This is a genomic window from Prochlorococcus marinus subsp. marinus str. CCMP1375, assembly GCF_000007925.1.
In the GTDB taxonomy this organism is placed as follows: domain Bacteria; phylum Cyanobacteriota; class Cyanobacteriia; order PCC-6307; family Cyanobiaceae; genus Prochlorococcus_E; species Prochlorococcus_E marinus.
Window position 1 is genome coordinate 826778 of record NC_005042.1, and the last position, 21025, is coordinate 847802.

Here is a 21025-nt window from a genome sequence, read left to right on the forward strand (position 1 = left end):
TAATGTTATGCGTGGCATACTCCTTCGTAATAAATAAAATATTCTATAAATAAATATGAGCAATTTACATATCAAAGTTATAGGAGCCGGTCCTTCAGGATCTTTATTAGCACTTTCATTAGTGGGTAATTCTAATGCAGTAAGTATTTACGAAGCTAAATCTAAAGAACAAATTTTACTTAGAGATAGAACATATGCTATTAATCACTCATCAAGACGCCTGCTACAGAGGATAGGAATTTGGGATGATTTAAATGAGTTTATGATACCCTTTGATAGTCTTTCATTAGAAGACTACTCTGTTAATCAAAGGTTAGTACTATATAACAAAGATCTTGTAAATTTAAATAGTAGTTACAAGGAAGTAGGTTGGACTTTAGACCACAAGTTGCTAATGGAATATTTATTTTATAAAATAAGTAAATCTTCAAATATTAATATCAAATTCTCATCGAAAGACAATGATGCTAATGCTTTATATGACTATACCTTTGCAGCAGATGGTACAAATTCAAGATATAGAGATCTATGGAAATTTAAGAGCTATCGATTTAAATATAATCAAGAGTGTATTACTTTCAAGGCATTGCTAAGAACACCCTTTACTCATCGTGCCTATGAGATATTTCGCAAAGATGGTCCTATGGCTATTCTCCCGATGGCTAATGACCTTTATCAGATAGTGTTAAGCATGCCTCCATTAAAATCGGATTATTTACTTAATTTAACGACCTCACATTTCCTCGATACAGTTGCCACATATTTACCAATAGGTATGGAAATAGATACTCTTATCAATAAACCACAAAAGTTTAGTCTATCTTTAAATGTTCCAATTAAGCTTCAAGATTATAATAGGTTCCTTATAGGTGAATCTTTGCATTCATTACATCCAGTAGGAGGACAAGGTCTTAATTTATCTATAAGAGATATAGATGATATTATGAACTTATTAACTAGTAGTAATTTATTACAATATAAAATTTGTAGGTATATAGATATTTATACAACTTCCTTTTTAACACATATGCTTATAGTGATCTTTTCAAGCAATAATATAATACTTAAGGTTTTCAAATTAAGTTTATTTACTATTTTAAGAAAATCTATATTATTTAGGAAGATAGTACTTAGTTTGATGACAGATGGCATTCCACATATATTTAAATAATCTTTTATTACTTAAATAGTATGATACATACCAGTCATAAAGAACCGATCCCTTCTAGGGCCATGCATTTATTTCTTAAGCATGAATTCGAGTTATCAGACAATGCTATCGATTTAGGCATTAAACAGAGTCAATTAGAATCTGCACCACTTCCAGTAATATTGCTTAGTTTCGGACTTATTACCCTTGAACAATTTCAGACACTCTTAGACTGGATAGAAAAAAACCATAAGTATGAGCCTTATAATTGAATTGTTTATTCCTATTGGAGTAATACCCTTTATATTTAGTTTAAATGAGTTATTTAAGGGATATCTCAATTGAACTTCACAGAAAAGAGCCCTCACTATGTATGTGCTCTTGAACAAACTAACCACTATACTTAGCTTAATCCATTATTTCTGCTATTAATTAGTTGTTAGCTAAAACAACTAGCACTTCAGATTTGTCTACTTACAATTCCAAGACTTATTTTCGACAGAATTTACTGGGTTTACAAACCGCTAAAAGTCGAAGAGCAATAGAGAAGGTTGATTTATTGTTATTAGCGATAGAAGCTATTGATATCAATGCATCACAGACCTTAGCTTTTGCTTCTAGAAATCTTCAATTAGATAAAACCTTTCCAAATTATGTTGAGATTTGGAAATCACGATGTCATAATCCCATGAGAAAATCAACTAGGAATGCACCAATTACTAAGGAATCTTTTGATGCTTTAGTAGTTTTACTTTCAAATATGGCAGAAAAATTTCACCCACAGATTAGAGAACTTTTATCAATCAATAGCAATCAATTTGATTATAACAACAGATGGTCAAGCTTTAGTTCACGGTTAGATCAATTGATCAATGAAAGAATGAATGTTCGTAGAGGAGCAGTAAAAAAATACTTGTCATATTCTGCCGATTCTAATAGCTTTCACAAGAAACTACTTTTCACTTTGGCACTCTCTTCTGGAAAGGGTGGTCTAGAGAGATTATCGTCAAGTATTTTCGAGCCTTTATCCCAAAGATTGTAAACATGAAATTAAATCTAATATTTACATCAGGAATTGCAAGAATAGAAATAGATGGTTTGCCTGATCATTCACTTGGCCATGATAATAATACATTGGGGATATTGCTTTCATGGAAATTAAATTTGATTGGTATAGCCTCTTTAGATGGTAAAAAAGAACATCTGAAAAATCTTATAAATGTCGTTCTTACCTATTCTAGTTACTGCATTTCTGGAATATTTAAGACTGTGAGTGATGAATCAAAAACTATAACTATTTCAAGGTATCAAAAGCAAAATAAGCTAACGCTTATAAGTACAAAGAGAGATATTGAACCCTTAACTATTTTCTTAGATGATGCGGAATTGGTCGATTTAACTAAATGCCTAGATCAGGTTATACACGAGAAGAAAATAGCTATTGATTGGGTGTATTCAATTAATAAGCCTAGAATAAATAGTGAGTGGAGAAGTAAAAAAAATATTCTCAACAGGTTAGTTCATCCATTTATTGGCTCGTTCCTAATTATGATCTCATCTGTAATCTTTTTGAGTCTTTCAGGGATAATTCAAGAGGAACCTCTTATAGAGCACAAAAGTAATATTTCTATTAATTGACAGGATCTTTTTTGACAGGAAGCTTGACGAAACAGTTCTCGGAGTTCAAAATTAAAAAAAAAGTTAAATAAATATAGAAATGAATTTGTCTAGACCTTCAAAAAGCAGACGAAAGGGCCAGGTCTTTATCTTTAGAGGAAAATCAAATAAATCTCAGAAACGTACTCTCGCAGAAGCATTGATAATGCTAATAATAGGTGTGAATATGATGGTCTTTTTGAATACCTTGCCTCAAGGCTTTATTGCTAGCCGTATCTCCTCTCAAATATGGAATCAGCTTTTCTCCTCATCAATTGAGTTGCTGAATGCCTTAGGAAGTATTGGGACAGCAATTATAGTAATAATATTAATGTTGTTTAGTCTGATTTTAATTGTTGGAGGCACTTGGAGAATTGCTATTATAACTAACAGGAGAAAACTCACTAAGTAGTAGTATATACATAATTGATATATGTCTATTGAAAAGGTCTCTATAGTTATATCCCTATGAATATATATTAAAAATAAAAAGAAATTACAAACATTAAAAAAATAATAGGCTATATAATTAAAATTTTAAAATAAATCCATTTTCATAATATAGGAATGAACAAACAACCGTATTCAATTACATTTGCTTGGCTGAATATTACTATCGCTTTTATATATACAATAAAACTATTTTCCGATAACTCAAGCACTTGGACTATAACTGGAATTTCGACTACATTCTATACACTTCCTTTGTTATATAGTAATAACTATCTATCAAGTAGAGTCAATAGTCTGAGACTAAACTTTGCACTCAAGTTATCCTTAATAGTATTTTTACTTATTGCTTTCTGTTATTCTGTTTATTCTGGATTCATATTATTGTTGATGCATCTGCCTATAGCTGATTATAGTTCTATATTCTTTCCAGCTATTATATTCTTTCTTTTATTATCAGGAGCTATAATTGGAGTCTTGCAACAATGGCTCTCATATTTAAGATAATTAAAGTTTATTTTGATAACTTTGCTTCTTTCGATTAATTGAATATCATGCTTTTTATATCACAATGAATTTTTATGGAGAATGTTTTTGTAATTAAGTTCAGTTCTGAGGATTGTGGAACATGTCACAGAATGAGCCATTATGATAAAAAAGTAAGTAACGAATGTGGCGTTGAATTTATAGACGTTCCAATGCAGGACACTAATATTTACAGAATTTATCGCAAGATTCTTTTAACTAAATATCCCAACAAGGAAGGGATGGGATGGCCTACTTATCTAATAGTACGTAATCCATCTGAGGACTTTAGTATTCTAGGCGAAATTAAAGGTGGTATGTCAAAAGGAGATTTCCGCTCTCAACTTACCAGTATTATAACTATTAGCTAATAGCGTATTAATTTACTTTTTTTTGGGGTACAACCTATCTATACTTTCTTTTTGTAATCTCTTACTATTTTGAGAATCTATAAAATCCTTTCTCCTTCTTAGGATAATTCCTGGTAAGTACCAAATAGTAGCAAATACTATTATCATAAATATTGGATTTCCAATCGTCATACTTGATATTTGGCTCAACATTCTTACTACATCATTTAAATTCTATATTACATATATATATTTCATTTTATTTAAATGTTACCAAATTAATCATTTAATGCTTTTGATAGAAAATTAATATTGTGTTTATAAATGGCTTAATAATGCTTGCAATATTGATAACAGCTTATACAGATTTTTTGTAAAACTCATTTTTTAGTAGCTTTTTTGTTGGTTTTGACTTTTTTACTCAATATATATGTTGTCTTTTCTCCAATAATATCAGGAACTATTATACTGCAACCCTTGTCAGTTTTAATATTACATTTATTATTTGCTTTTGTTGTTTTCCAACTACATGGGACTTCTGTAATTGAAGAACTTACAATCTGCCATCCTTTATCAAGATATGTTTGAATATTATTCTGATTACAAGAAATAGTTACTTCAATTGTTTCTGTTATTGATATTTCTACAGTACCTAGTTGCTTGACATTTTCTGATGTACCTTTTCTGGAAATAATATTACATCCTGATCCTATAATAGATATTAATAATATTAATATTGAAAGAGTTTTTTTTCTATACATGTAAGTTTAGGAAAATATTTACACTAATCTTAATTCATATTTGGTAGAAATTTTATAAATTCTATTATATGTTTATATAAAGATAATAAATAGTTCAGTATTATTTCTTGTTCTTTTTTGACTTAGGGTCAATAACTAATAGCATCTCTTCCATTTGATTCATTAGCTCTTTGATATTGTCAGCTTCAGGTAGCTTCAGTTCATCTGTAACTGCTAAGTGTATAGTTCGTAGCTCAGAACGTAACTTTTTGAGTTGCGCTTTTACTTCTTCCTTCTTTTCTTTAGCTGTAGCCATTTATAGATTAAATAGATGTCTCATTTTATCATAAATTGTTTTATAAATTCTTGACACAGCATTAGGATGTTTTAATTTTAAGATCTAACATGAGAAAATATAGGGATTACCATAATGGTTTTTAATTTATTAGACAAAGCTTATAAAAAAATCTGGGTTCCTTTCTTTGGAAGAGGGCTTTATTTATTCGTTAGTTTCATAGAAGGCAAAACTCCTGATAAAAAACCCACTTATAAAATCGATGAATCTGAAAGAGCAAGCAAGAAGAATTAATTCCTAAGGATATTATTTCCCCCATTACAAATAATAAGTGCATTATTCGCTGGCTTTAGTTGGGAGTTTATAGGCTGGATTTCATTCATTGTAATTCTCGTAGATATATCCTTAACACATAAATTACTATTTTTTGCATTTCGGACTAATGGATTTAAATAGATCATTGATGTCAGAATAATTAATCCTATCGAATACTTGATCTTATGGTTGTCAAAATGTTCAGTACTAGAAGCTTGGAAATTAAGTATCTTACGGAGAAATCTTTCGGGCAGGCCTATTTGTACAAAGAGTAATTCTACCCACCAAGGTAGAGAAGAACCTTTTTTCTTTATTTTGCTTGCTTCTCTATTAACTTTGTTTTCTTCTGATGTCGTCATTTCTAGATTGCTTGCCTAGCTAGACAGTTCATTAATGGTTGCTTCCTTAATATATCTTAAAATATTGCTTTTTTACAGATGGCAAAGAATAATTTAATTTTACAACACAATAACTAATTTATTTTTTAATCCGAATTTAAAATTATCCAAAATATACTATAATTTAATACAATTATATTATAAAAGGATGGTAAAAAAAAGAAGAAAGTTATCTAAAGAGTATGAAACAATTGTCTCTAAAGCACAAAAAGAGATTGAGCTAATTCTTGCGAAGATCAATGATATTGATGATGACGATATTAGAGTAGAGTATGCAGTTGCTTTTGCACCATCAAAAAATTTACTAGATAAAATTAATTTACAATATAAGGAGGTTGGATATACAGCTGATTCAGAGGAAATCCTATCGAATTACTACACAAGGCTTGAAAAATTTAAAAATGAATATGAAATATAGTCTAAATCTAACTAACTTATTGATATGGCCTTATCTTTTAAGTACAAATGCATTAGCCAGCCTTAATAGTACATATAGATTCAATTATACTAACTTTGCACAAGTCGCTAATAATTCACAAACGTTCCAAAGTAATAAATCAATGTATGGTCCACTATCACTGGATTTTAATCACTTTTATTTTGAATCTGATACATATATAGTGCCAGCTTCAAATAAGTCTAACAAGAAGATATATATAGCAATTGATTGTAGCAAGTCTCTTCTTAATGTTACAGACTCTAATTTAAATTGGAGGGAATGGAGTCAAGCTATGGTTAATTTTGAGAAAGAACTTATTCGTGATTGGTGTAATAGATAATACTATTTTTATATAAATACTTTCCTTTTCTAATATTGGGAATAAGGAATTACTTTTATAGGGATAGGACTAGTACTTTCAATTTCGTTGGTTGGAGTATCTATATGTTTTTTAAAGTCCCTAATACATTTGTGGTAATTTGAGGTTCTTCTACAGATGTTCCTTAAGTCAGAACTGCTTATTGAGTATGACATAGGAACGGAATTTATTAACAGTAAAATTATAAGTAATAGTGTATTACGCTTATTCATCATTAATTTTTTTATAAAATAACTTCAATCATTCGATTTAGGTTTTTATGTTTGTATATGAAGACATAATTGAAATCCTGGCTACTGTGATTACCATAAAAATAAAATGCAGAATAATAGAAGTGAGCTAGATGATGCTATGACTCTTATTAAGGAAGAGTTATTAATTGATATGTCACAATCAATAATACCTTCTAAGGAAGAGCCAATAGATACTTCAGACACTATGTAAGCAATTTATTAATCTTATCTTCTAATTCAGTATTATCATAGTTTGTCAATATATATACTTCTTGAGCTGATTTACCCTTTCGAGCAATTAATTTGAACCCTCCTTTTATTTTCCTTGTAATTTTAATTTTCAATTTACCAGAATTGCCCCTAACTCTCGCTATAACACCTGGTGTTATGGTCTTTATTTCTTCATCTTTAGCCACTGACTTTAATATGCTTATCAGGCCATCAATATAAGTGCTATGAGTATGGACTAATCTACCCATGCTTTTTCATTTATCATTATCTTTTCCCCTTTGTAGTCATTACTTTAATATTTCATCTAAATATGATGTATAATTTAGTTATATACCTTATATGAAATGCTTTTTACGTTTGCTTGGGCTTCGTTAGCTGCTATTTTTACTTTTTCAATAGCCATGGTTGTTTGGGGGAGAAACGGTGATGGAACAATTGATCTTTGATATACGATTGTTATTTTCTAGCTTAACGATATCTTCGTACATCACCATTTTATTAATTATATTGCTTTTATTCATTACTATTTCAGTAGGATATATTTCTATTATAGATTTTAAGGATAAGCGACGGCAGAACTAATTAAAGAAATAATGATTTAATTCAGTTTTGCTTTCCTTTTTGTTTCTTCTACAGTTAGCTTAATAAGTTCCATCATTTCCTTAATTTTTTCCATAGAGTTTTTATATTGATTTATATCTTTTTCAACTCTATCTTTTGAAAATCCAAGTGCTTCAACACATTCAGATATTATTTCTTTATCATCTCCTTCTTTCTTGTCTTCATTTATATTGCTGATTAATTCATAGATTCCAATAGCATGTAGCCTTGAGTAGTACTTATCTTTTCCGGATTGATTTGATAATGCTATTCCACCAACTGACTTTTTAATTTCAGCTGTTAATATATTTATTATTTCTTTTATACCTTTTTCATTAATCAATTTCTTAATATTATTTGAATATTCCTTTATTGCTTTTATATCAATATTACATGAATTACATAGTGATTCAAGAATCTTACTTATGTGACTGTCAGGCTCATAACCTACAGTAAATCTTTCAAATGAGATGATTAGTCCATATGAAAAAATCGTATCGATTTTAAAATTTGATTGATTGCTTAACAAATTTAGCTCTACTAAATATTCATCTAGTACTTTCCTGTATACAGGCGGAATAACATAGGGAAATTCTTTGTGGAATAATCCTTTGCTATCAGAAATGGTAGTTTGTTCACCCAACTTTTTGATAAAATTCGAATAAGACCTTAGCTAATGCAATATAGCAGTTAGTATCGTGGAAACCGATCAATTTTATAATGATCCCTATTGTTGTTGAGGAAACTGGACGCGGCGAAAGAGCCTTTGATATTTACTCAAGACTTTTACGTGAAAGGATAGTTTTTCTTGGCGAGCAGGTCACTAATGATTCGGCAAATCGTATTGTTGCCCAATTGCTCTTTCTTGAAGCAGAAGATCCAGAAAAGGATATTTTTCTGTATATAAACTCTCCTGGTGGTTCTGTTTATGATGGTTTTGGTATTTTTGATACCATTCAACATATCAAGCCTGATGTGCATACTGTATGTGTCGGATTAGCTGCAAGTATGGGTGCTTTCCTCCTATGTGCTGGAGCAAAAGGCAAGCGCAGTAGCCTCCAGCATTCAAGGATTATGATTCATCAGCCACTTGGTGGAGCAAGAGGACAGGCAACTGATATACGCATCCAGGCAGACGAAATCCTTTTCCTCAAACAAAAACTAAATACTGAATTATCAAATAGAACAGGCCAGCCTCTCTCTAAAATTGCAGAAGATACTGATAGAGATTTTTATATGTCTCCTTCTGAAGCGATAAGCTATGGAATAATAGACAATGTACTAAATAAGAAGCCTGTTAGTGTTCTTTAAGCTTATACATGCTATTTGTTTAATATATTTTCAGTTCTAACTTTCTCAGGTATTTCTGTATATTGAGAAAGTACATTAACTAATTCCTCACCATTAATAGTTTCTTTTTCTATTAGTAATTCAACTAATTTGTCTATAGATTGTCTGTTAGATTTTACTAATTCGAATGTAGCTTGATAACATTCTTTTACTATCTTCCTTACTTGCTCATCAATTTGTTGAGAAATTGAGTCTGATATATCTGATCTTGTCATTAGATCCCTTCCAATAAATACTTCTTGAGAATCATTTTCTAGTGATATTGGGCCAAGCCTACTCATTCCAAACCTTGTAACCATTTGCCTAGCCATTGATGCAACTTGCTGTATGTCCCCTCCGGCTCCAGTGGTAACTTCTCCTCTACCAAATACAACGTCCTCAGCTGCTCTACCTCCTAGAGCTCCCATAATTCTTGCTTTTAACTGAGCTCTACTTACTAACATTTGATCTTCATCTGGTGAGAACCAGGTCAAACCTTTGGCTTGCCCTCTTGGAATAAGAGTTACCTTTTGAACTGGGTCATGATCTTTTAAAAGTGTTCCCACAATTGCATGCCCTATTTCATGATATGCAATTAATCTTTTGCTTCTTCCATCTGTTAAAGGCTGTCCTTCCATTCCGGCAATAATTCTATCAACAGCATCATCTATCTCTGATATTCCAATAGCTTCTTTTCTTCTTCTTGCTGTAAGTATTGCAGCTTCATTTAGCAAGTTAGCTAAATCAGCCCCAGTAAAACCTGGAGTCCTTCTTGCGATACTTTCTAAAGAAAGTACTTCTTCTAGTTTTTTATTTTTAGAATGTACTGTCAATATCGATAACCTGCCTTTTATATCTGGTGCATCTACTGATACTTGTCGGTCAAACCTTCCTGGTCTTAGTAAGGCTGAATCTAAAACGTCTGGCCTATTCGTTGCTGCAATGATTATGATTCCGCTATTACCTTCAAATCCATCCATTTCTGTTAGAAGTTGATTTAAAGTCTGTTCCCTTTCATCATTACCACCTCCAATACCTGCGCCTCGTTGTCTTCCTACAGCATCAATTTCGTCAATAAAAATTAAACAAGGACTATTTTCTTTTGCTCTTTTAAATAAATCTCTAACTCTACTTGCACCAACTCCAACAAACATTTCAACAAATTCTGATCCAGATAAGGAAAAGAAAGGCACGCCAGCTTCCCCAGCTATTGCTTTTGCTAAAAGAGTTTTACCTGTCCCGGGAGGGCCAACTAAAAGTACACCTCTTGGAATCTTTGCTCCTACTGAAGTAAATCTTTCTGGTTGTTTTAAAAAAGTAACTACTTCTTCTAGATCTTCTTTAGCTTCTTCTACTCCTGCAACATCATCAAATTGAACTCCAGTTTCGGCTTCCATTGCAAATCTTGCCTTTGTCTTACCGAATTGCATTGCTTGGCCAGGTCCGCCAGGCATAGAGTTTGATCTTCTTGCAAGAAATATCAGTCCCCCAATTAAAATTACTGGAAATATTAGGTTTCCTATCAAACCAATTCCAGGAGGAGCAGTTTTAGCAGGATGAACATCAAAACTAATTCCTTCTTCTTTTAATTTGCTGATTAGATTAGGTGTCAATCCAGGTAGGTCAACTCTTATTTTTTGAACCCTGTTATCTAAGTCAGGATCTACTGCTTCGACTATCGCATTTCTTCCACCTTCAAAAATATCAACAGCAGTAACTCTTCCAGCATCTACATAGTCTATAAATCTTCCATAGCTCATCCTTGACACTGCAGTATTTCTAGAACCTATTGCCGCATCAGGTGTTTTTGTGGCATTAGTACTGTTGCTGGTAAATATCTGCCATGTAACAAGCAGAAGAATAACCATAGGGATTAACCATAAAGCAAATGATCTAAACCTTGGATTCATGTACTGAATGAAATTTAATTTATTCTAAGAGAATATATGGCTGATCCGTTGGATTTTAGAGAATTATTTTTTTAGTGAGTTTCTAGAAATGAAATTGTGGGTTTTCTCAAAATTATTCAAAGACTTCGTAAGGCAACTATAGGATCTAGCTTTGAAGCCCGCTTTGCTGGAAGTACGCCAAATATTAATCCAATTGATCCAGATAAACTAACAGTAAACATTATTACCTTAAGTTCAATATTAGCTGGAAGAGATGTTAATAAAGCTATCCCATTAACTGAGCCTAGGCCTATAAAAGCACCTAAGATTCCTCCAATTACAGCAAGAACAAGAGCCTCAGTAAGGAATTGAAGCATAATGTCAGCTTCTCTTGCACCTATTGCTTTTCTAAGACCTATCTCTTCTGTCCTTTCACTAACTGAAACTAACATTATATTCATAATTCCAATACCTCCTACGAATAATGAGATCCCTCCTATTGCTGCCAGCATTAATGTTAAACCTCCTGTAATCGCTGAGACTATAGATAGAGCATCTTTTTGCGACCTAACAGCAAAATCATCATCCTTGATTATGTTGTGTCTCTGCCTCAATAGATTAGTAATTTGAAATTTAGCAGCATTTATAGCTCTTGCATCTTTTGCTTGAATACTTATGAAACTCAAACTAACTCCATATGTAGGGTCTTTACCTGTAATTCTATTAACCATAGTTGTTAATGGAATATATATATTTTTATCTTGGTTGCTTCCAAATACTGCACCCTTTGGTTCCATTACACCTATTACTTGAAAAGATTGATCTTTTATTCTTAAGTTTTTACCTAGAGAATTTATATTATTAAATAGATCTTGATTTAATTCATGTCCTATTATAGCAACATTCTTTGCACCGTTATTATCTTTTTCACTTATAAATCTACCTTTTGCTATATCAAAACTTCTTACTTGCAAGAAATCAGGTGTGACACCTAGAACTGTAGAACTAAAACTTTTAGATTCATATTGGATTACTTCGCTAGAAGATATTTGGGGGGCAACCTTTTCTATTGTAGGAACTTGTTGCTCTATAGCGATAGCATCCCTTAACGTAAGATTTCTAGGAAATGCTACTCCTCTTCTTCTTGTATTATTGTTGCCAGGAACGACAAACAAAACGTTGGCACCTAGATTACTTAATTGATTAGAAGCAAGTTTCTGAGCTCCTTTGCCTACACCCAATAATGTAATTACTGAAGCATTGCCAATGATAATGCCTAACATTGTCAATGAACTTCTTAATTTATTAGCCTTTAATGTCTTTAAAGACATTAAAAATATTTCATTTAGTGGAACTTTTCTGCCCATTATAATTAATTATATGTTTTCAGGTCCTGAGCAAGACCCTTTATTATATTTCCATCTTTAAGATCTAGTGTGACAATCTCGCCATTTTTAAATTTAGTACATGCTCCTTCTACATTATATATAGCAGGAATTATATTATTATCTTCAATTTGATTATTTGTATTGATTAATGAATATTCGCCTTCAAATATCATTGCTGATATATGAGTTTTAGTGTCCAAATTATATTGTACATTTTCTGCAAGTACTAGTATTTCGCCTGATTTTAAATCTGACAGATCGGTTGCTTTATTTATAACTCTAAGTTTGCCACTTATTGTTCCTTCTTTAACGATTGGTTTTGTTTTTCCGCTCGCTACTATCTTGCTGACAATTCCTACTTTAATTAAATCTGTTGAACCACTTATGCCTGTTAGGGTTCCTGCTGTTTCTACTACTTGATCTCCGGGCTTTAATAATTTCATGTCCATTGCCTGCTCCATTGCTATTCCAAAGGTTTTGCTTGTGCTTTTTTGAGCATCTATCAACAAGGGAGATACACCCCATACCAATTGAAGTCTTCTTGCGACGCTAATTTCACTTGTTATGGCAAGAATTGGGGTAGCAGGACGAAACTTACTCACATTATGAGCAGTTGCACCACTTTTAGTTAGGGGAAGTATTGCTGCTGCGTTTAATTGTCTTGCAATAGTACTTACTGCGGCACTAATTGCATTAGGAATTGTACTTGGAAGGTGGCTTTCTAAAGCTCTTTGTGGGTAATCCCTCTCGATTCTTCTTGCTATTTTTGCCATGGTTTCGACAGCTTCTATTGGATAATCTCCCACTGCTGTTTCGTTAGAAAGCATTACTGCATCTGTACCATCAAGTATTGCATTAGCTACATCGCTAACTTCTGCCCTAGTTGGTCTAGGACTCGAGGCCATCGAATCCAACATCTGGGTAGCTGTAATAATTGGTATCCCAAGGCTATTGGCCTTTTTAATTAATTCTTTCTGCAGCAAAGGTACTTCTTCTGCATCCATTTCAACACCCAAATCGCCTCTTGCAACCATCACCCCATCACAAAGGCTGAGTATTGAATCTATTTGGTCTATTGCTTCAAATTTCTCTATTTTTGCAACTATTGGAGTGGTATAACCATGCCGTCTGATTAATTCCTTGATTTCTTGAATATCCGCTGGATTCCTAACAAAACTTAGAGCTACCCAGTCAACTCCTTGTTTTAGACCAAATGAAAGGTCTATTTTATCTTTTTCAGTTAAAGCATTAATTGATAGTTGTACGTCAGGGAAATTAACCCCTTTGTTGTTTGAAAGAATTCCACCAACTGTGACTTTGCAAATAAGTGATTTGTTTTTCTTGTCTACATTCTCTACAATCATTTCGACTCTTCCATCATCTAATAATATTCTTTTTCCTTTTTCCACCTCATTGACAAGGTTTTCATAGGTGACATTAGCTATTTCCTGATTGCAGTCTTTGTTTTCTGAAGTTAGGGCAAATACATCTCCTGTTTTTAGGTTGACTGGACCCTCTTTAAATCTTCCTAATCTGATTTTAGGACCTTGTAAATCCTGAAGAATGCCTATGTTTACTCCTAAATCTGATGCAACAGATCTGATGGTTTTTATCCGTTTTGCATGTTCTTCATGATCTCCATGCGAGAAATTCAGTCTAAAGGTTGTAGCACCTGCTTTAATAAGCTCTGTGATTTTCTCTGGACTTTCTGTTGCAGGGCCTATTGTCGCAACGATCTTTGTCCTACGTTTTAGATCTATCGTTGTCATTTGAGAGCCTTTACATCCTCAGAAAAATAACATCTTGCGTTCATTTTGATTACCTCTGAGGCTTACTACTTATTATCATGGACCTTAATCAGTACCAAGACAAATCAAGAGACACAGCGCGTTATCCTAACGTCGGAAACAATGTTATTTATCCAACGCTAGGCCTAGCTGGAGAATCAGGAGAAGTGGCCGACAAGGTCAAAAAGGTACTACGAGATAAAGAAGGCTTGTTTGATGAAGATGAAAAGCAACAAATCAAGATGGAATTAGGAGACGTACTTTGGTACGTAGCGCAATTGTCAACAGAATTGGGATTTGAACTTAATGATGTTGCTAGCTCTAATTTAGAAAAACTATCTAGTAGGTCTATTCGAGGTAAACTATCTGGTAGTGGGGACAATAGATAGTTGTATTGCAAACATTTATTTATGTAAAGCTATTAATCAGGCTACTATTTAGGAATGCGAATCTTAAATTACTTAATACTGATTCGGCAAGATTCAAAACTATAAATGCTAGTATTGGTGATATGTCTAGTCCCCCAATTGCTGGAATTATTCCTCTGAATAGATTTAAATAGGGATCTGTTATTGCACTGATATTACTAAGAATTGGATTGCTCCAATCTAGATTTGGAAACCATGTAAGTAATACTCTTAGAATTAATATGTACGAGTAAATAAATAGTGTCTGACTGAGGACAGCAAAAATATTTGAAATTACGGTTGACATCTCTTTAAGGATAAAATTCTATTTTAAGCAGCTTTTTTATCATCTGTGTCATTTATATCAGGAATTACAGTGAATGTTCTATGGAATTTCTCTGAAAGAGTTAGCCAGAAAGATCTACCTTCACGTTGTCTTTTCCTTTCCACAAAGTTCATTTCGACTAACTCTTTTATATGTTCATAAGCTCCAGAGCCTCTAAGGTCTACTAATTCTGACTGCAGAATTCTTTTTTTAAGGGCTATTGTTGCAAGAGTTCTAAGGGTTGCTCCTGAAATATCGACTGGTAAGAGATTTTGTACAAGTTCACCAAGCCCTTTTCTTAATTGAAGGCTATATTTAGCTTCATTTTCCTTAATTTCCAAGGCTGTGTCTCTTTGAGAATATCCTGCCATTAGAGCTAATAAAGCTTCTTCTATAATTGCTTTCTCCTCTTTCAATACTTCTGAAATTTCAGCAACGCTTATAGGTTTACCTTTTAAATAAAGGACAGCTTCAATTCTTGCTGGCAAAGAAAGATCATGAATATCAGCTTCATTATTTTGGGATGTAATTTTTGCGATAACAGATCAATTAATAATTGTCCTAAAAATAACCTGATTATTCGTGTTGTGCACCCAAAAATAGTTTATATGCTGCATTTTCTGTCTCCTCCCAGTATTTGTAACCAAGTTCATTAAGGAAATTCCTCCATGCAACTAAATCTTTGTCATGTACTAAGACTCCTATGACAATTCTTCCTATATCTGCACCATGGTTTCTGTAGTTAAAAATGCTTATACTCCATTCCGGATTCATCGCTTCGAGAAAATTCATTAAAGCCCCTGGGCGCTCAGGGAACTCAAACCTATATAAAAGCTCTTTATAAGATTTTTTTTGATTTCTTATAACATTAGGGAACCTTCCTCCAATCATATGCCTTAAATGTATTTTTGATAATTCATCATCACTAAGGTCTATTATTTTAAATCCATGTGATTTTATTTTATTAAAGAGAGAAATACGATCTTCTTTGTTTGCTACTTCTACAGCCATAAAAATATTAGCTGTTTTGGTTTGTGATATACGATAACTAAACTCTGTTAGATTTCTATTATCAATTACCTTACATAACATCTTTAAGCTACCAGCTTTTTCTTCTATTTCTATGGCCATCATTGCCTCTTTGCTTTCACCTAATAGAGCTCTTTCAGCTACAAACCTTAGCCTTTCAAAATTCATATTTGCTCCACATGTAATTGCAACAAGATGTTTATCTTTTAGATCATTTTTCTGAATATGAGCTTTTAATCCAGCAATTGCTAGGGCACCTGCAGGCTCGAGTATTCCTCTAGTATCCTCAAAAAAATCTTTAATAGCAGCACAAATTTGATCAGTATTGACTGTGATCATCTCATCAACATATTTTTTAGCCAGCTTGAAAGTTTCTTCACCAACTTGCTTAACTGCTACACCATCAGCAAATAGACCTACATTAGAAAGTTCAATTCTCTTATTTGCTTTTAAAGAAGATGTCATTGCTGATGCATCTTCTGGCTCTACGCCAATTATCTTTACTTCAGGCCACAAGTTTTTAATATAAGCTCCGACTCCTGCTATTAATCCACCCCCGCCAACTGCAACATAGATTGCATAAGGTGGTTGATCTATTTGTCTTAGAATCTCAACACCAATTGTGCCTTGACCTGCAATAACAAGTGGATCGTCAAAAGGATGAATGAAAACCAGTTCTTCTTCCTTGCTGAGCCTGATGGCTTCTAAATATGCTTCATCGTATGTATCTCCATGAAGTATTACTTTTGCTTTTAATGATTTAACTGCTTGTATTTTTACTGGGGGAGTTGTTATAGGCATCACTATCACAGCTCGGCATTTTAAGTGTTGTGCACTTAAGGCCACTCCTTGTGCGTGATTCCCAGCGCTAGATGCAACTACACCTTTTTCCAGTTCTTTCTGTGTCAAATTCGACATACGGTTATATGCCCCTCTTAATTTGAAGGAAAAAACTGGCTGTAGGTCCTCTCTTTTTAGCCAAATATCATTTTGAACTCTTTTACTCAGATTAAATGCCTTCTCTAAGGGGGTTTCTCTTGCTACGTCGTAAACACGAGCAGTAAGAATTTTATGTAAATAGTCCACCATATGTTCATTCTGTCAGATTTTGAGGTTGTTTTTCCTACTATCCATTTTGGATTAGGTAATAATCTTTTCTAAATGGAGTAAGACACCGTAGATTGTTAGAAATAACTCTTACGGTTATGCGTCTGAGCGATGTTAGCCATCCTAATCAGTTACATGGTTTGACTACAGCTCAACTTGAGGATGTTGCCTGTCAGATTCGAGAAAGGCATCTTCAAGTTGTTTCAACAAGTGGAGGGCATCTTGGACCTGGGTTGGGTGTAGTTGAATTAACACTTGCTTTATATCAAACCTTAGATCTCGATCACGACAAGGTTGTTTGGGATGTAGGACATCAGGCTTATCCTCACAAACTATTGACAGGACGTTATGGCGATTTTGATTCATTAAGACAGCAAAATGGAGTTGCAGGATATTTAAAACGTTCAGAAAGTTCTTTTGATCATTTTGGAGCTGGTCATGCAAGTACTTCTATATCAGCAGCCTTGGGTATGGCTCTAGCTAGAGATAGACAAGGAAAGGATTATAAATGTGTAGCGGTGATAGGTGATGGTGCTCTTACTGGTGGGATGGCTTTAGAAGCAATTAATCACGCAGGCCATCTTCCAAGTACTCCTTTTTTAGTTGTATTAAATGATAATGACATGTCTATTTCGCCTCCTGTTGGGGCCCTTTCAACTCATTTAAATCGAATGAGGCATAGTGCCCCAATTCAATTTATTTCAGATAGCGTTCAGGAAGGAGTCAGAAATATACCTTTTATTGGGAAGGAAATCCCTCAGGAAATAAAATCTCTTACTGGGAGTGTTAAACGTTTAGCAGTTCCCAAAGTTGGAGCAGTTTTTGAGGAATTAGGCTTCACTTATATGGGCCCAGTTGATGGACATGATATAGCTCAAATGACTCGTACTTTTCAAGCAGCTCACAGGATAGGTGGACCAGTATTAGTTCATGTTGCTACCACCAAAGGAAAAGGTTATCCATATGCGGAAGCCGATCAAGTTGGATATCATGCTCAATCGGCATTTGATTTAACAACAGGCAAATCAATTCCTTCAAAAACACCTAAGCCTCCTAGTTATAGCAAAGTGTTTGGGCAAACCCTAGTCAAAATTTGTGAACAAAATAGCAAGGTAGTGGGTATAACAGCAGCCATGGCCACAGGTACAGGACTTGATTTACTTCAAAAGGCTATTCCAGATCAATACATAGATGTAGGGATAGCAGAGCAGCATGCTGTTACTCTTGCTGCAGGTATGGCTTGTGATGGTTTAAGACCAGTATGTGCGATATACAGTACTTTTTTGCAGAGGGCTTTCGACCAACTTATTCATGATGTTGGCATTCAAAATTTGCCAGTAACTTTTGTAATGGATAGAGCGGGAATTGTGGGAGCTGATGGACCTACTCATCAAGGGCAGTATGACATCAGTTATTTAAGATCAATCCCCAATTTCACTGTTATGGCTCCAAAAGATGAGGCAGAGCTCCAGAGAATGTTAGTGACTTGTTTAAGTCACGATGGCCCTACTGCACTTCGTATCCCCCGAGGCCCAGGTGAAGGTGTAACTTTAATGGAAGAAGGTTGGGATCCACTGAAGATCGGTCGAGGAGAAATCCTTTCAGAAGGAAGTGATTTGCTAATAATTGCATATGGTTCCATGGTTGCACCAGCTCAGAAGACGGCATTATGTTTGAAAGAATCTGGTATTTCCGCAACTGTTATAAATGCAAGATTCTTAAGACCCCTTGACCAAGGATTAATACACCCATTAGCCAGAAGAATTGGTAAGGTCGTGACAATGGAGGAAGGTACACTTTTAGGTGGATTTGGTTCTGCAATTGTTGAATCGTTTGCTGACCAAGACATAGCTGTATCGACATATCGTATCGGTATCCCAGATAAATTAGTTCATCATGCTAGTCCGCAACAAAGCAAAGAAGAATTAGGTTTAACTCCTACTGCTATGGCAGATAATATTAAAAAACGTTTTGGTTGGGATAACTCAGATTCTTTATTTGTAAAAAACTCAAATACCAGTACTATTTGATTAAAAGTAATATAAGGTTATTCTTTTCAAGTAAATTTTACGTATCCCATTATTATTAAACATTAGGAATCTGTAAGCTATTTTAGTGATTTAAAATATGCCTAATGAGCTATTTATAAAATTTGTCTTAGGTTAATAGTTTTCTAGCTTAGTCAGTAAAATGGAAAATTTTACAGAACGCCTCTTGCAGCCAATCCAAGAATAGAGCCTATCCCAAGTATGTGTCCTAGACAATTGGCAGCAACTACAGATGCATGGCTCATCCCTCCAAAGAACTTAGAGTTAGGTATTTCGAATCCTTCGTTAGGCTGGGCAATGTTAGCTCTAGCTATTGCGTAGGCCAGAACATTGCATAAGATCATGATTGCCGCACATTTTGGGGACCAATGAAATTCTGGTGCTGCGGTAGCCAATAGCGTTGTAATCATTAACACATAAAAAGCAACATTATTATTCTCCTTGATAAAGCACATTTGACCACATAGATTCATGACCTCGTAAAAGTTATTTACTTGTTTTGGTCATCAATCCAAAGAAACCAAGCACTACTAGTCCATCGCTAAGGGCAAGAAAGGACTCCGCTAAACCATGCAAATGGTCCACATCTGTTAATTCGGAGTCATATTTCAATTTGGCAATTATTGAAAAAATTATTGTCATAGCAACAAAAAGAAGAGTTAAACGGAAGCCTAATAAGGCTGTTTGGGGTATGTAAGAAGTTTTTTGAGCCCAGTAAAGAAAAACAAGGTATGGAAACAAGGACAGGATAAAAATCGGACCAGGATCAAGACTATTTAAAAGCAAGAAAAAGTTATTCATGTGATATTCGTTGATTGCTTCTCGCTTATAAATATTCTCCAAGCTGCAAATGCTAGTGCTGAGTTACCTAAAAATGTTAGTAAAGCTTGAATATAAACTAGTCCATACAAGCCACTGTCGTTGTCAAAAATATGCCAAGTAATAGCTGCCATGGCACTTGCAAGATTGGGAAGCATGGCAAATGCTAACCAGATTAGCTTTCTCGTACTATTATTTTGTGTTGATAATTTAGCAATTATTATTATTGCCAATATCCATTCAAACAGAGTAAGTATGTGAATGAACCAAGTAGCAGTAGAGAGTGAATGCATTACGTTTGATCTATTCTGTTTAATACACTAAGTACTTCCTTAGCATGTTTTATTGGAATTACTGCCAACCATCGATATTTAATTATTCCATTTGGATCAATTAAGAATGTATTTCTACTTGAAAAACCTTCTTGCCATGAGCCAAAGGACTTACTTATCTGACTATCCTTATCTGATAATAATGTAAAATCTAATTTCTGGTCACTACAGAATAATTTATGACTGGCTTTTGAGTCTTTACTAATACCTACAATATTAGCTTTATGAGACAAGAACTCTTTATTTAATCTTTGAAATCCTTTTGCTTCAATTGTACATCCAGATGTGGCATCCTCAGGGTAAAAATACAATATCAGCCATGATCCTTTGAAGTCATTTGAAGACCATTTAGTCTTATCAGGCCTTTCAGGGTTATAACCTTCTAATTCAAATCCAGGCGCTTGTTCATTAATATTAGGAACACTATTTGAAAATACAATTGAAGGATATGATGTGATAGTTATTGCAAATATTAATATAAATATTATATTTTTAATATAGTTTATAACCATATATAAGATTAACTGGTTTATTTCAAAGCTTCTTTAAATCAATGCCTTGAGATTTGGCGTAGGAATCTAGTCCTTTTTTCTGGATTGTTTTTAAAGTACTAGTGGAAACTCTAATATTGAGCCATTTTTTACCCTCTTCCCACCACAAACGTCTTTTTTGAAGATTTGCCTGTTGCAGCTTTTTAGTACGAATATGTGAATGGCTAACTGCCATACCATTGTTAGCTCTGGTGCCAGATAGCTCACATACCCTAGACATTGCTCTATCCAATAATTTTTTTTATTCTATCAA

General features: G+C 33.6%; 29 protein-coding genes. 13 read left to right on the forward strand and 16 right to left on the reverse strand.

Annotation, left to right across the window (positions count from 1 at the left end; genetic code table 11):
- The first annotated feature begins 55 nt into the window (after nucleotides 1–55).
- The 6 genes from PRO_RS04450 (at nucleotide 56) to PRO_RS04475 (ending at nucleotide 4152) form a co-directional block, all read left to right on the forward strand.
- On the forward strand, nucleotides 56–1171 hold the full coding sequence (locus tag PRO_RS04450; protein ID WP_011125058.1) for an FAD-dependent monooxygenase: 1116 nt from the start codon (nucleotides 56–58) through the stop codon (nucleotides 1169–1171).
- Between the two features lie 62 nt (nucleotides 1172–1233).
- Nucleotides 1234–1422, forward strand: coding sequence for a DUF2949 domain-containing protein (locus PRO_RS04455; protein WP_225866408.1), 189 nt, complete (start codon nucleotides 1234–1236; stop codon nucleotides 1420–1422).
- 164 nt (nucleotides 1423–1586) lie between these two features.
- Complete coding sequence (locus tag PRO_RS04460) at nucleotides 1587–2192, forward strand: DUF3038 domain-containing protein (RefSeq protein WP_011125060.1); 606 nt, start codon at nucleotides 1587–1589, stop codon at nucleotides 2190–2192.
- A 2-nt stretch (nucleotides 2193–2194) separates the two neighbouring features.
- A complete protein-coding gene (locus tag PRO_RS04465) occupies nucleotides 2195–2788 on the forward strand; it encodes a DUF4335 domain-containing protein (RefSeq protein WP_011125061.1) in 594 nt (197 codons plus the stop codon).
- 79 nt (nucleotides 2789–2867) lie between these two features.
- Nucleotides 2868–3218, forward strand: coding sequence for a hypothetical protein (locus PRO_RS04470; protein ID WP_011125062.1), 351 nt, complete (start codon nucleotides 2868–2870; stop codon nucleotides 3216–3218).
- Between the two features lie 619 nt (nucleotides 3219–3837).
- On the forward strand, nucleotides 3838–4152 hold the full coding sequence (locus PRO_RS04475) for a thioredoxin family protein (protein WP_011125063.1): 315 nt from the start codon (nucleotides 3838–3840) through the stop codon (nucleotides 4150–4152).
- Between the two features lie 359 nt (nucleotides 4153–4511).
- Here PRO_RS04475 and PRO_RS04480 read toward each other — a convergent pair whose 3' ends face one another.
- The 3 genes from PRO_RS04480 to PRO_RS04490 all read right to left on the reverse strand — a co-directional run bounded on the left by PRO_RS04480 (nucleotide 4512) and on the right by PRO_RS04490 (nucleotide 5840).
- Nucleotides 4512–4892 (reverse strand): hypothetical protein, encoded by a 381-nt coding sequence (locus tag PRO_RS04480; RefSeq protein WP_011125064.1) that lies wholly within the window; start codon nucleotides 4890–4892, stop codon nucleotides 4512–4514.
- A gap of 100 nt (nucleotides 4893–4992) precedes the next feature.
- Complete coding sequence (locus PRO_RS04485) at nucleotides 4993–5187, reverse strand: hypothetical protein (RefSeq protein ID WP_011125065.1); 195 nt, start codon at nucleotides 5185–5187, stop codon at nucleotides 4993–4995.
- 269 nt (nucleotides 5188–5456) lie between these two features.
- Nucleotides 5457–5840, reverse strand: coding sequence for a hypothetical protein (locus PRO_RS04490; RefSeq protein WP_011125066.1), 384 nt, complete (start codon nucleotides 5838–5840; stop codon nucleotides 5457–5459).
- Between the two features lie 187 nt (nucleotides 5841–6027).
- Between PRO_RS04490 and PRO_RS04495 the strand changes: the two genes are divergently transcribed.
- The 3 genes from PRO_RS04495 to PRO_RS09600 all read left to right on the forward strand — a co-directional run bounded on the left by PRO_RS04495 (nucleotide 6028) and on the right by PRO_RS09600 (nucleotide 7141).
- Entirely contained in the window at nucleotides 6028–6297 is a 270-nt protein-coding gene (locus PRO_RS04495; RefSeq protein ID WP_011125067.1) for a hypothetical protein, read from the forward strand.
- A complete protein-coding gene (locus PRO_RS04500) occupies nucleotides 6287–6658 on the forward strand; it encodes a hypothetical protein (RefSeq protein WP_164923229.1) in 372 nt (123 codons plus the stop codon). Before PRO_RS04495 ends, PRO_RS04500 begins: the two co-directional genes overlap by 11 nt.
- A 357-nt stretch (nucleotides 6659–7015) precedes the next feature.
- Nucleotides 7016–7141 carry a hypothetical protein gene (locus PRO_RS09600; protein ID WP_268741281.1) on the forward strand — a complete coding sequence of 42 codons (126 nt, stop codon included), beginning with the start codon at nucleotides 7016–7018 and terminating at the stop codon, nucleotides 7139–7141.
- Here PRO_RS09600 and PRO_RS04505 read toward each other — a convergent pair.
- On the reverse strand, nucleotides 7134–7409 hold the full coding sequence (locus PRO_RS04505; RefSeq protein WP_011125069.1) for a DUF2103 domain-containing protein: 276 nt from the start codon (nucleotides 7407–7409) through the stop codon (nucleotides 7134–7136). The genes PRO_RS09600 and PRO_RS04505 overlap by 8 nt on opposite strands.
- Nucleotides 7410–7505: 96 nt before the next feature.
- On the opposite strand from PRO_RS04505, the gene petN reads away from it, so the two are divergent.
- Entirely contained in the window at nucleotides 7506–7607 is a 102-nt protein-coding gene (gene petN, locus PRO_RS04510) for a cytochrome b6-f complex subunit PetN (protein WP_011125070.1), read from the forward strand.
- Nucleotides 7608–7759: 152 nt separating this feature from the next.
- On the opposite strand, the gene psb29 is transcribed toward petN, so the two are convergent.
- Nucleotides 7760–8404 (reverse strand): photosystem II biogenesis protein Psp29, encoded by a 645-nt coding sequence (gene psb29, locus PRO_RS04515; RefSeq protein WP_011125071.1) that lies wholly within the window; start codon nucleotides 8402–8404, stop codon nucleotides 7760–7762.
- Nucleotides 8405–8481: 77 nt separating this feature from the next.
- Between psb29 and clpP the strand changes: the two genes are divergently transcribed.
- A complete protein-coding gene (gene clpP, locus PRO_RS04520; RefSeq protein ID WP_011125072.1) occupies nucleotides 8482–9072 on the forward strand; it encodes an ATP-dependent Clp endopeptidase proteolytic subunit ClpP in 591 nt (196 codons plus the stop codon).
- A gap of 11 nt (nucleotides 9073–9083) precedes the next feature.
- On the opposite strand, the gene ftsH is transcribed toward clpP, so the two are convergent.
- From ftsH to pyk, 3 genes are all read right to left on the reverse strand, one after another.
- Nucleotides 9084–11000, reverse strand: a complete 1917-nt coding sequence (gene ftsH, locus PRO_RS04525; protein ID WP_011125073.1) for an ATP-dependent zinc metalloprotease FtsH — start codon at nucleotides 10998–11000, stop codon at nucleotides 9084–9086.
- Between the two features lie 116 nt (nucleotides 11001–11116).
- Nucleotides 11117–12346: an ABC transporter permease gene (locus PRO_RS04530; protein ID WP_011125074.1), complete on the reverse strand. Its 1230-nt coding sequence runs from the start codon at nucleotides 12344–12346 to the stop codon at nucleotides 11117–11119.
- Between the two features lie 5 nt (nucleotides 12347–12351).
- Nucleotides 12352–14136 carry a pyruvate kinase gene (gene pyk / locus PRO_RS04535; protein ID WP_011125075.1) on the reverse strand — a complete coding sequence of 595 codons (1785 nt, stop codon included), beginning with the start codon at nucleotides 14134–14136 and terminating at the stop codon, nucleotides 12352–12354.
- Nucleotides 14137–14213: 77 nt separating this feature from the next.
- Between pyk and PRO_RS04540 the strand changes: the two genes are divergently transcribed.
- Nucleotides 14214–14543 (forward strand): nucleoside triphosphate pyrophosphohydrolase family protein, encoded by a 330-nt coding sequence (locus tag PRO_RS04540; RefSeq protein ID WP_011125076.1) that lies wholly within the window; start codon nucleotides 14214–14216, stop codon nucleotides 14541–14543.
- 19 nt (nucleotides 14544–14562) lie between these two features.
- Here PRO_RS04540 and PRO_RS04545 read toward each other — a convergent pair whose 3' ends face one another.
- The 3 genes from PRO_RS04545 to ilvA form a co-directional block, all read right to left on the reverse strand.
- A complete protein-coding gene (locus PRO_RS04545; RefSeq protein ID WP_011125077.1) occupies nucleotides 14563–14868 on the reverse strand; it encodes a YggT family protein in 306 nt (101 codons plus the stop codon).
- A gap of 23 nt (nucleotides 14869–14891) precedes the next feature.
- Entirely contained in the window at nucleotides 14892–15374 is a 483-nt protein-coding gene (gene scpB / locus PRO_RS04550) for an SMC-Scp complex subunit ScpB (RefSeq protein WP_011125078.1), read from the reverse strand.
- A gap of 88 nt (nucleotides 15375–15462) precedes the next feature.
- The gene (ilvA, locus tag PRO_RS04555) at nucleotides 15463–17004 is read right to left on the reverse strand and encodes a threonine ammonia-lyase, biosynthetic (RefSeq protein WP_011125079.1); all 1542 of its coding nucleotides are present in this window, start codon (nucleotides 17002–17004) and stop codon (nucleotides 15463–15465) included.
- A gap of 116 nt (nucleotides 17005–17120) precedes the next feature.
- Between ilvA and dxs the strand changes: the two genes are divergently transcribed.
- On the forward strand, nucleotides 17121–19052 hold the full coding sequence (dxs, locus tag PRO_RS04560) for a 1-deoxy-D-xylulose-5-phosphate synthase (protein WP_011125080.1): 1932 nt from the start codon (nucleotides 17121–17123) through the stop codon (nucleotides 19050–19052).
- Nucleotides 19053–19222: 170 nt separating this feature from the next.
- On the opposite strand, the gene psaK is transcribed toward dxs, so the two are convergent.
- The 5 genes from psaK to rpmB form a co-directional block, all read right to left on the reverse strand.
- Nucleotides 19223–19480: a photosystem I reaction center subunit PsaK gene (gene psaK / locus PRO_RS04565; RefSeq protein ID WP_011125081.1), complete on the reverse strand. Its 258-nt coding sequence runs from the start codon at nucleotides 19478–19480 to the stop codon at nucleotides 19223–19225.
- Between the two features lie 76 nt (nucleotides 19481–19556).
- Nucleotides 19557–19871 (reverse strand): DUF3593 domain-containing protein, encoded by a 315-nt coding sequence (locus tag PRO_RS04570; protein WP_011125082.1) that lies wholly within the window; start codon nucleotides 19869–19871, stop codon nucleotides 19557–19559.
- Entirely contained in the window at nucleotides 19868–20182 is a 315-nt protein-coding gene (locus PRO_RS04575) for a DUF2499 domain-containing protein (RefSeq protein ID WP_011125083.1), read from the reverse strand. The genes PRO_RS04570 and PRO_RS04575 overlap by 4 nt, the downstream gene beginning before the upstream one ends.
- Complete coding sequence (locus PRO_RS04580) at nucleotides 20182–20733, reverse strand: peroxiredoxin (protein WP_011125084.1); 552 nt, start codon at nucleotides 20731–20733, stop codon at nucleotides 20182–20184. Before PRO_RS04580 ends, PRO_RS04575 begins: the two co-directional genes overlap by 1 nt.
- A gap of 22 nt (nucleotides 20734–20755) precedes the next feature.
- Complete coding sequence (gene rpmB / locus PRO_RS04585; RefSeq protein WP_011125085.1) at nucleotides 20756–20992, reverse strand: 50S ribosomal protein L28; 237 nt, start codon at nucleotides 20990–20992, stop codon at nucleotides 20756–20758.
- Nucleotides 20993–21025 lie beyond the last annotated feature (33 nt).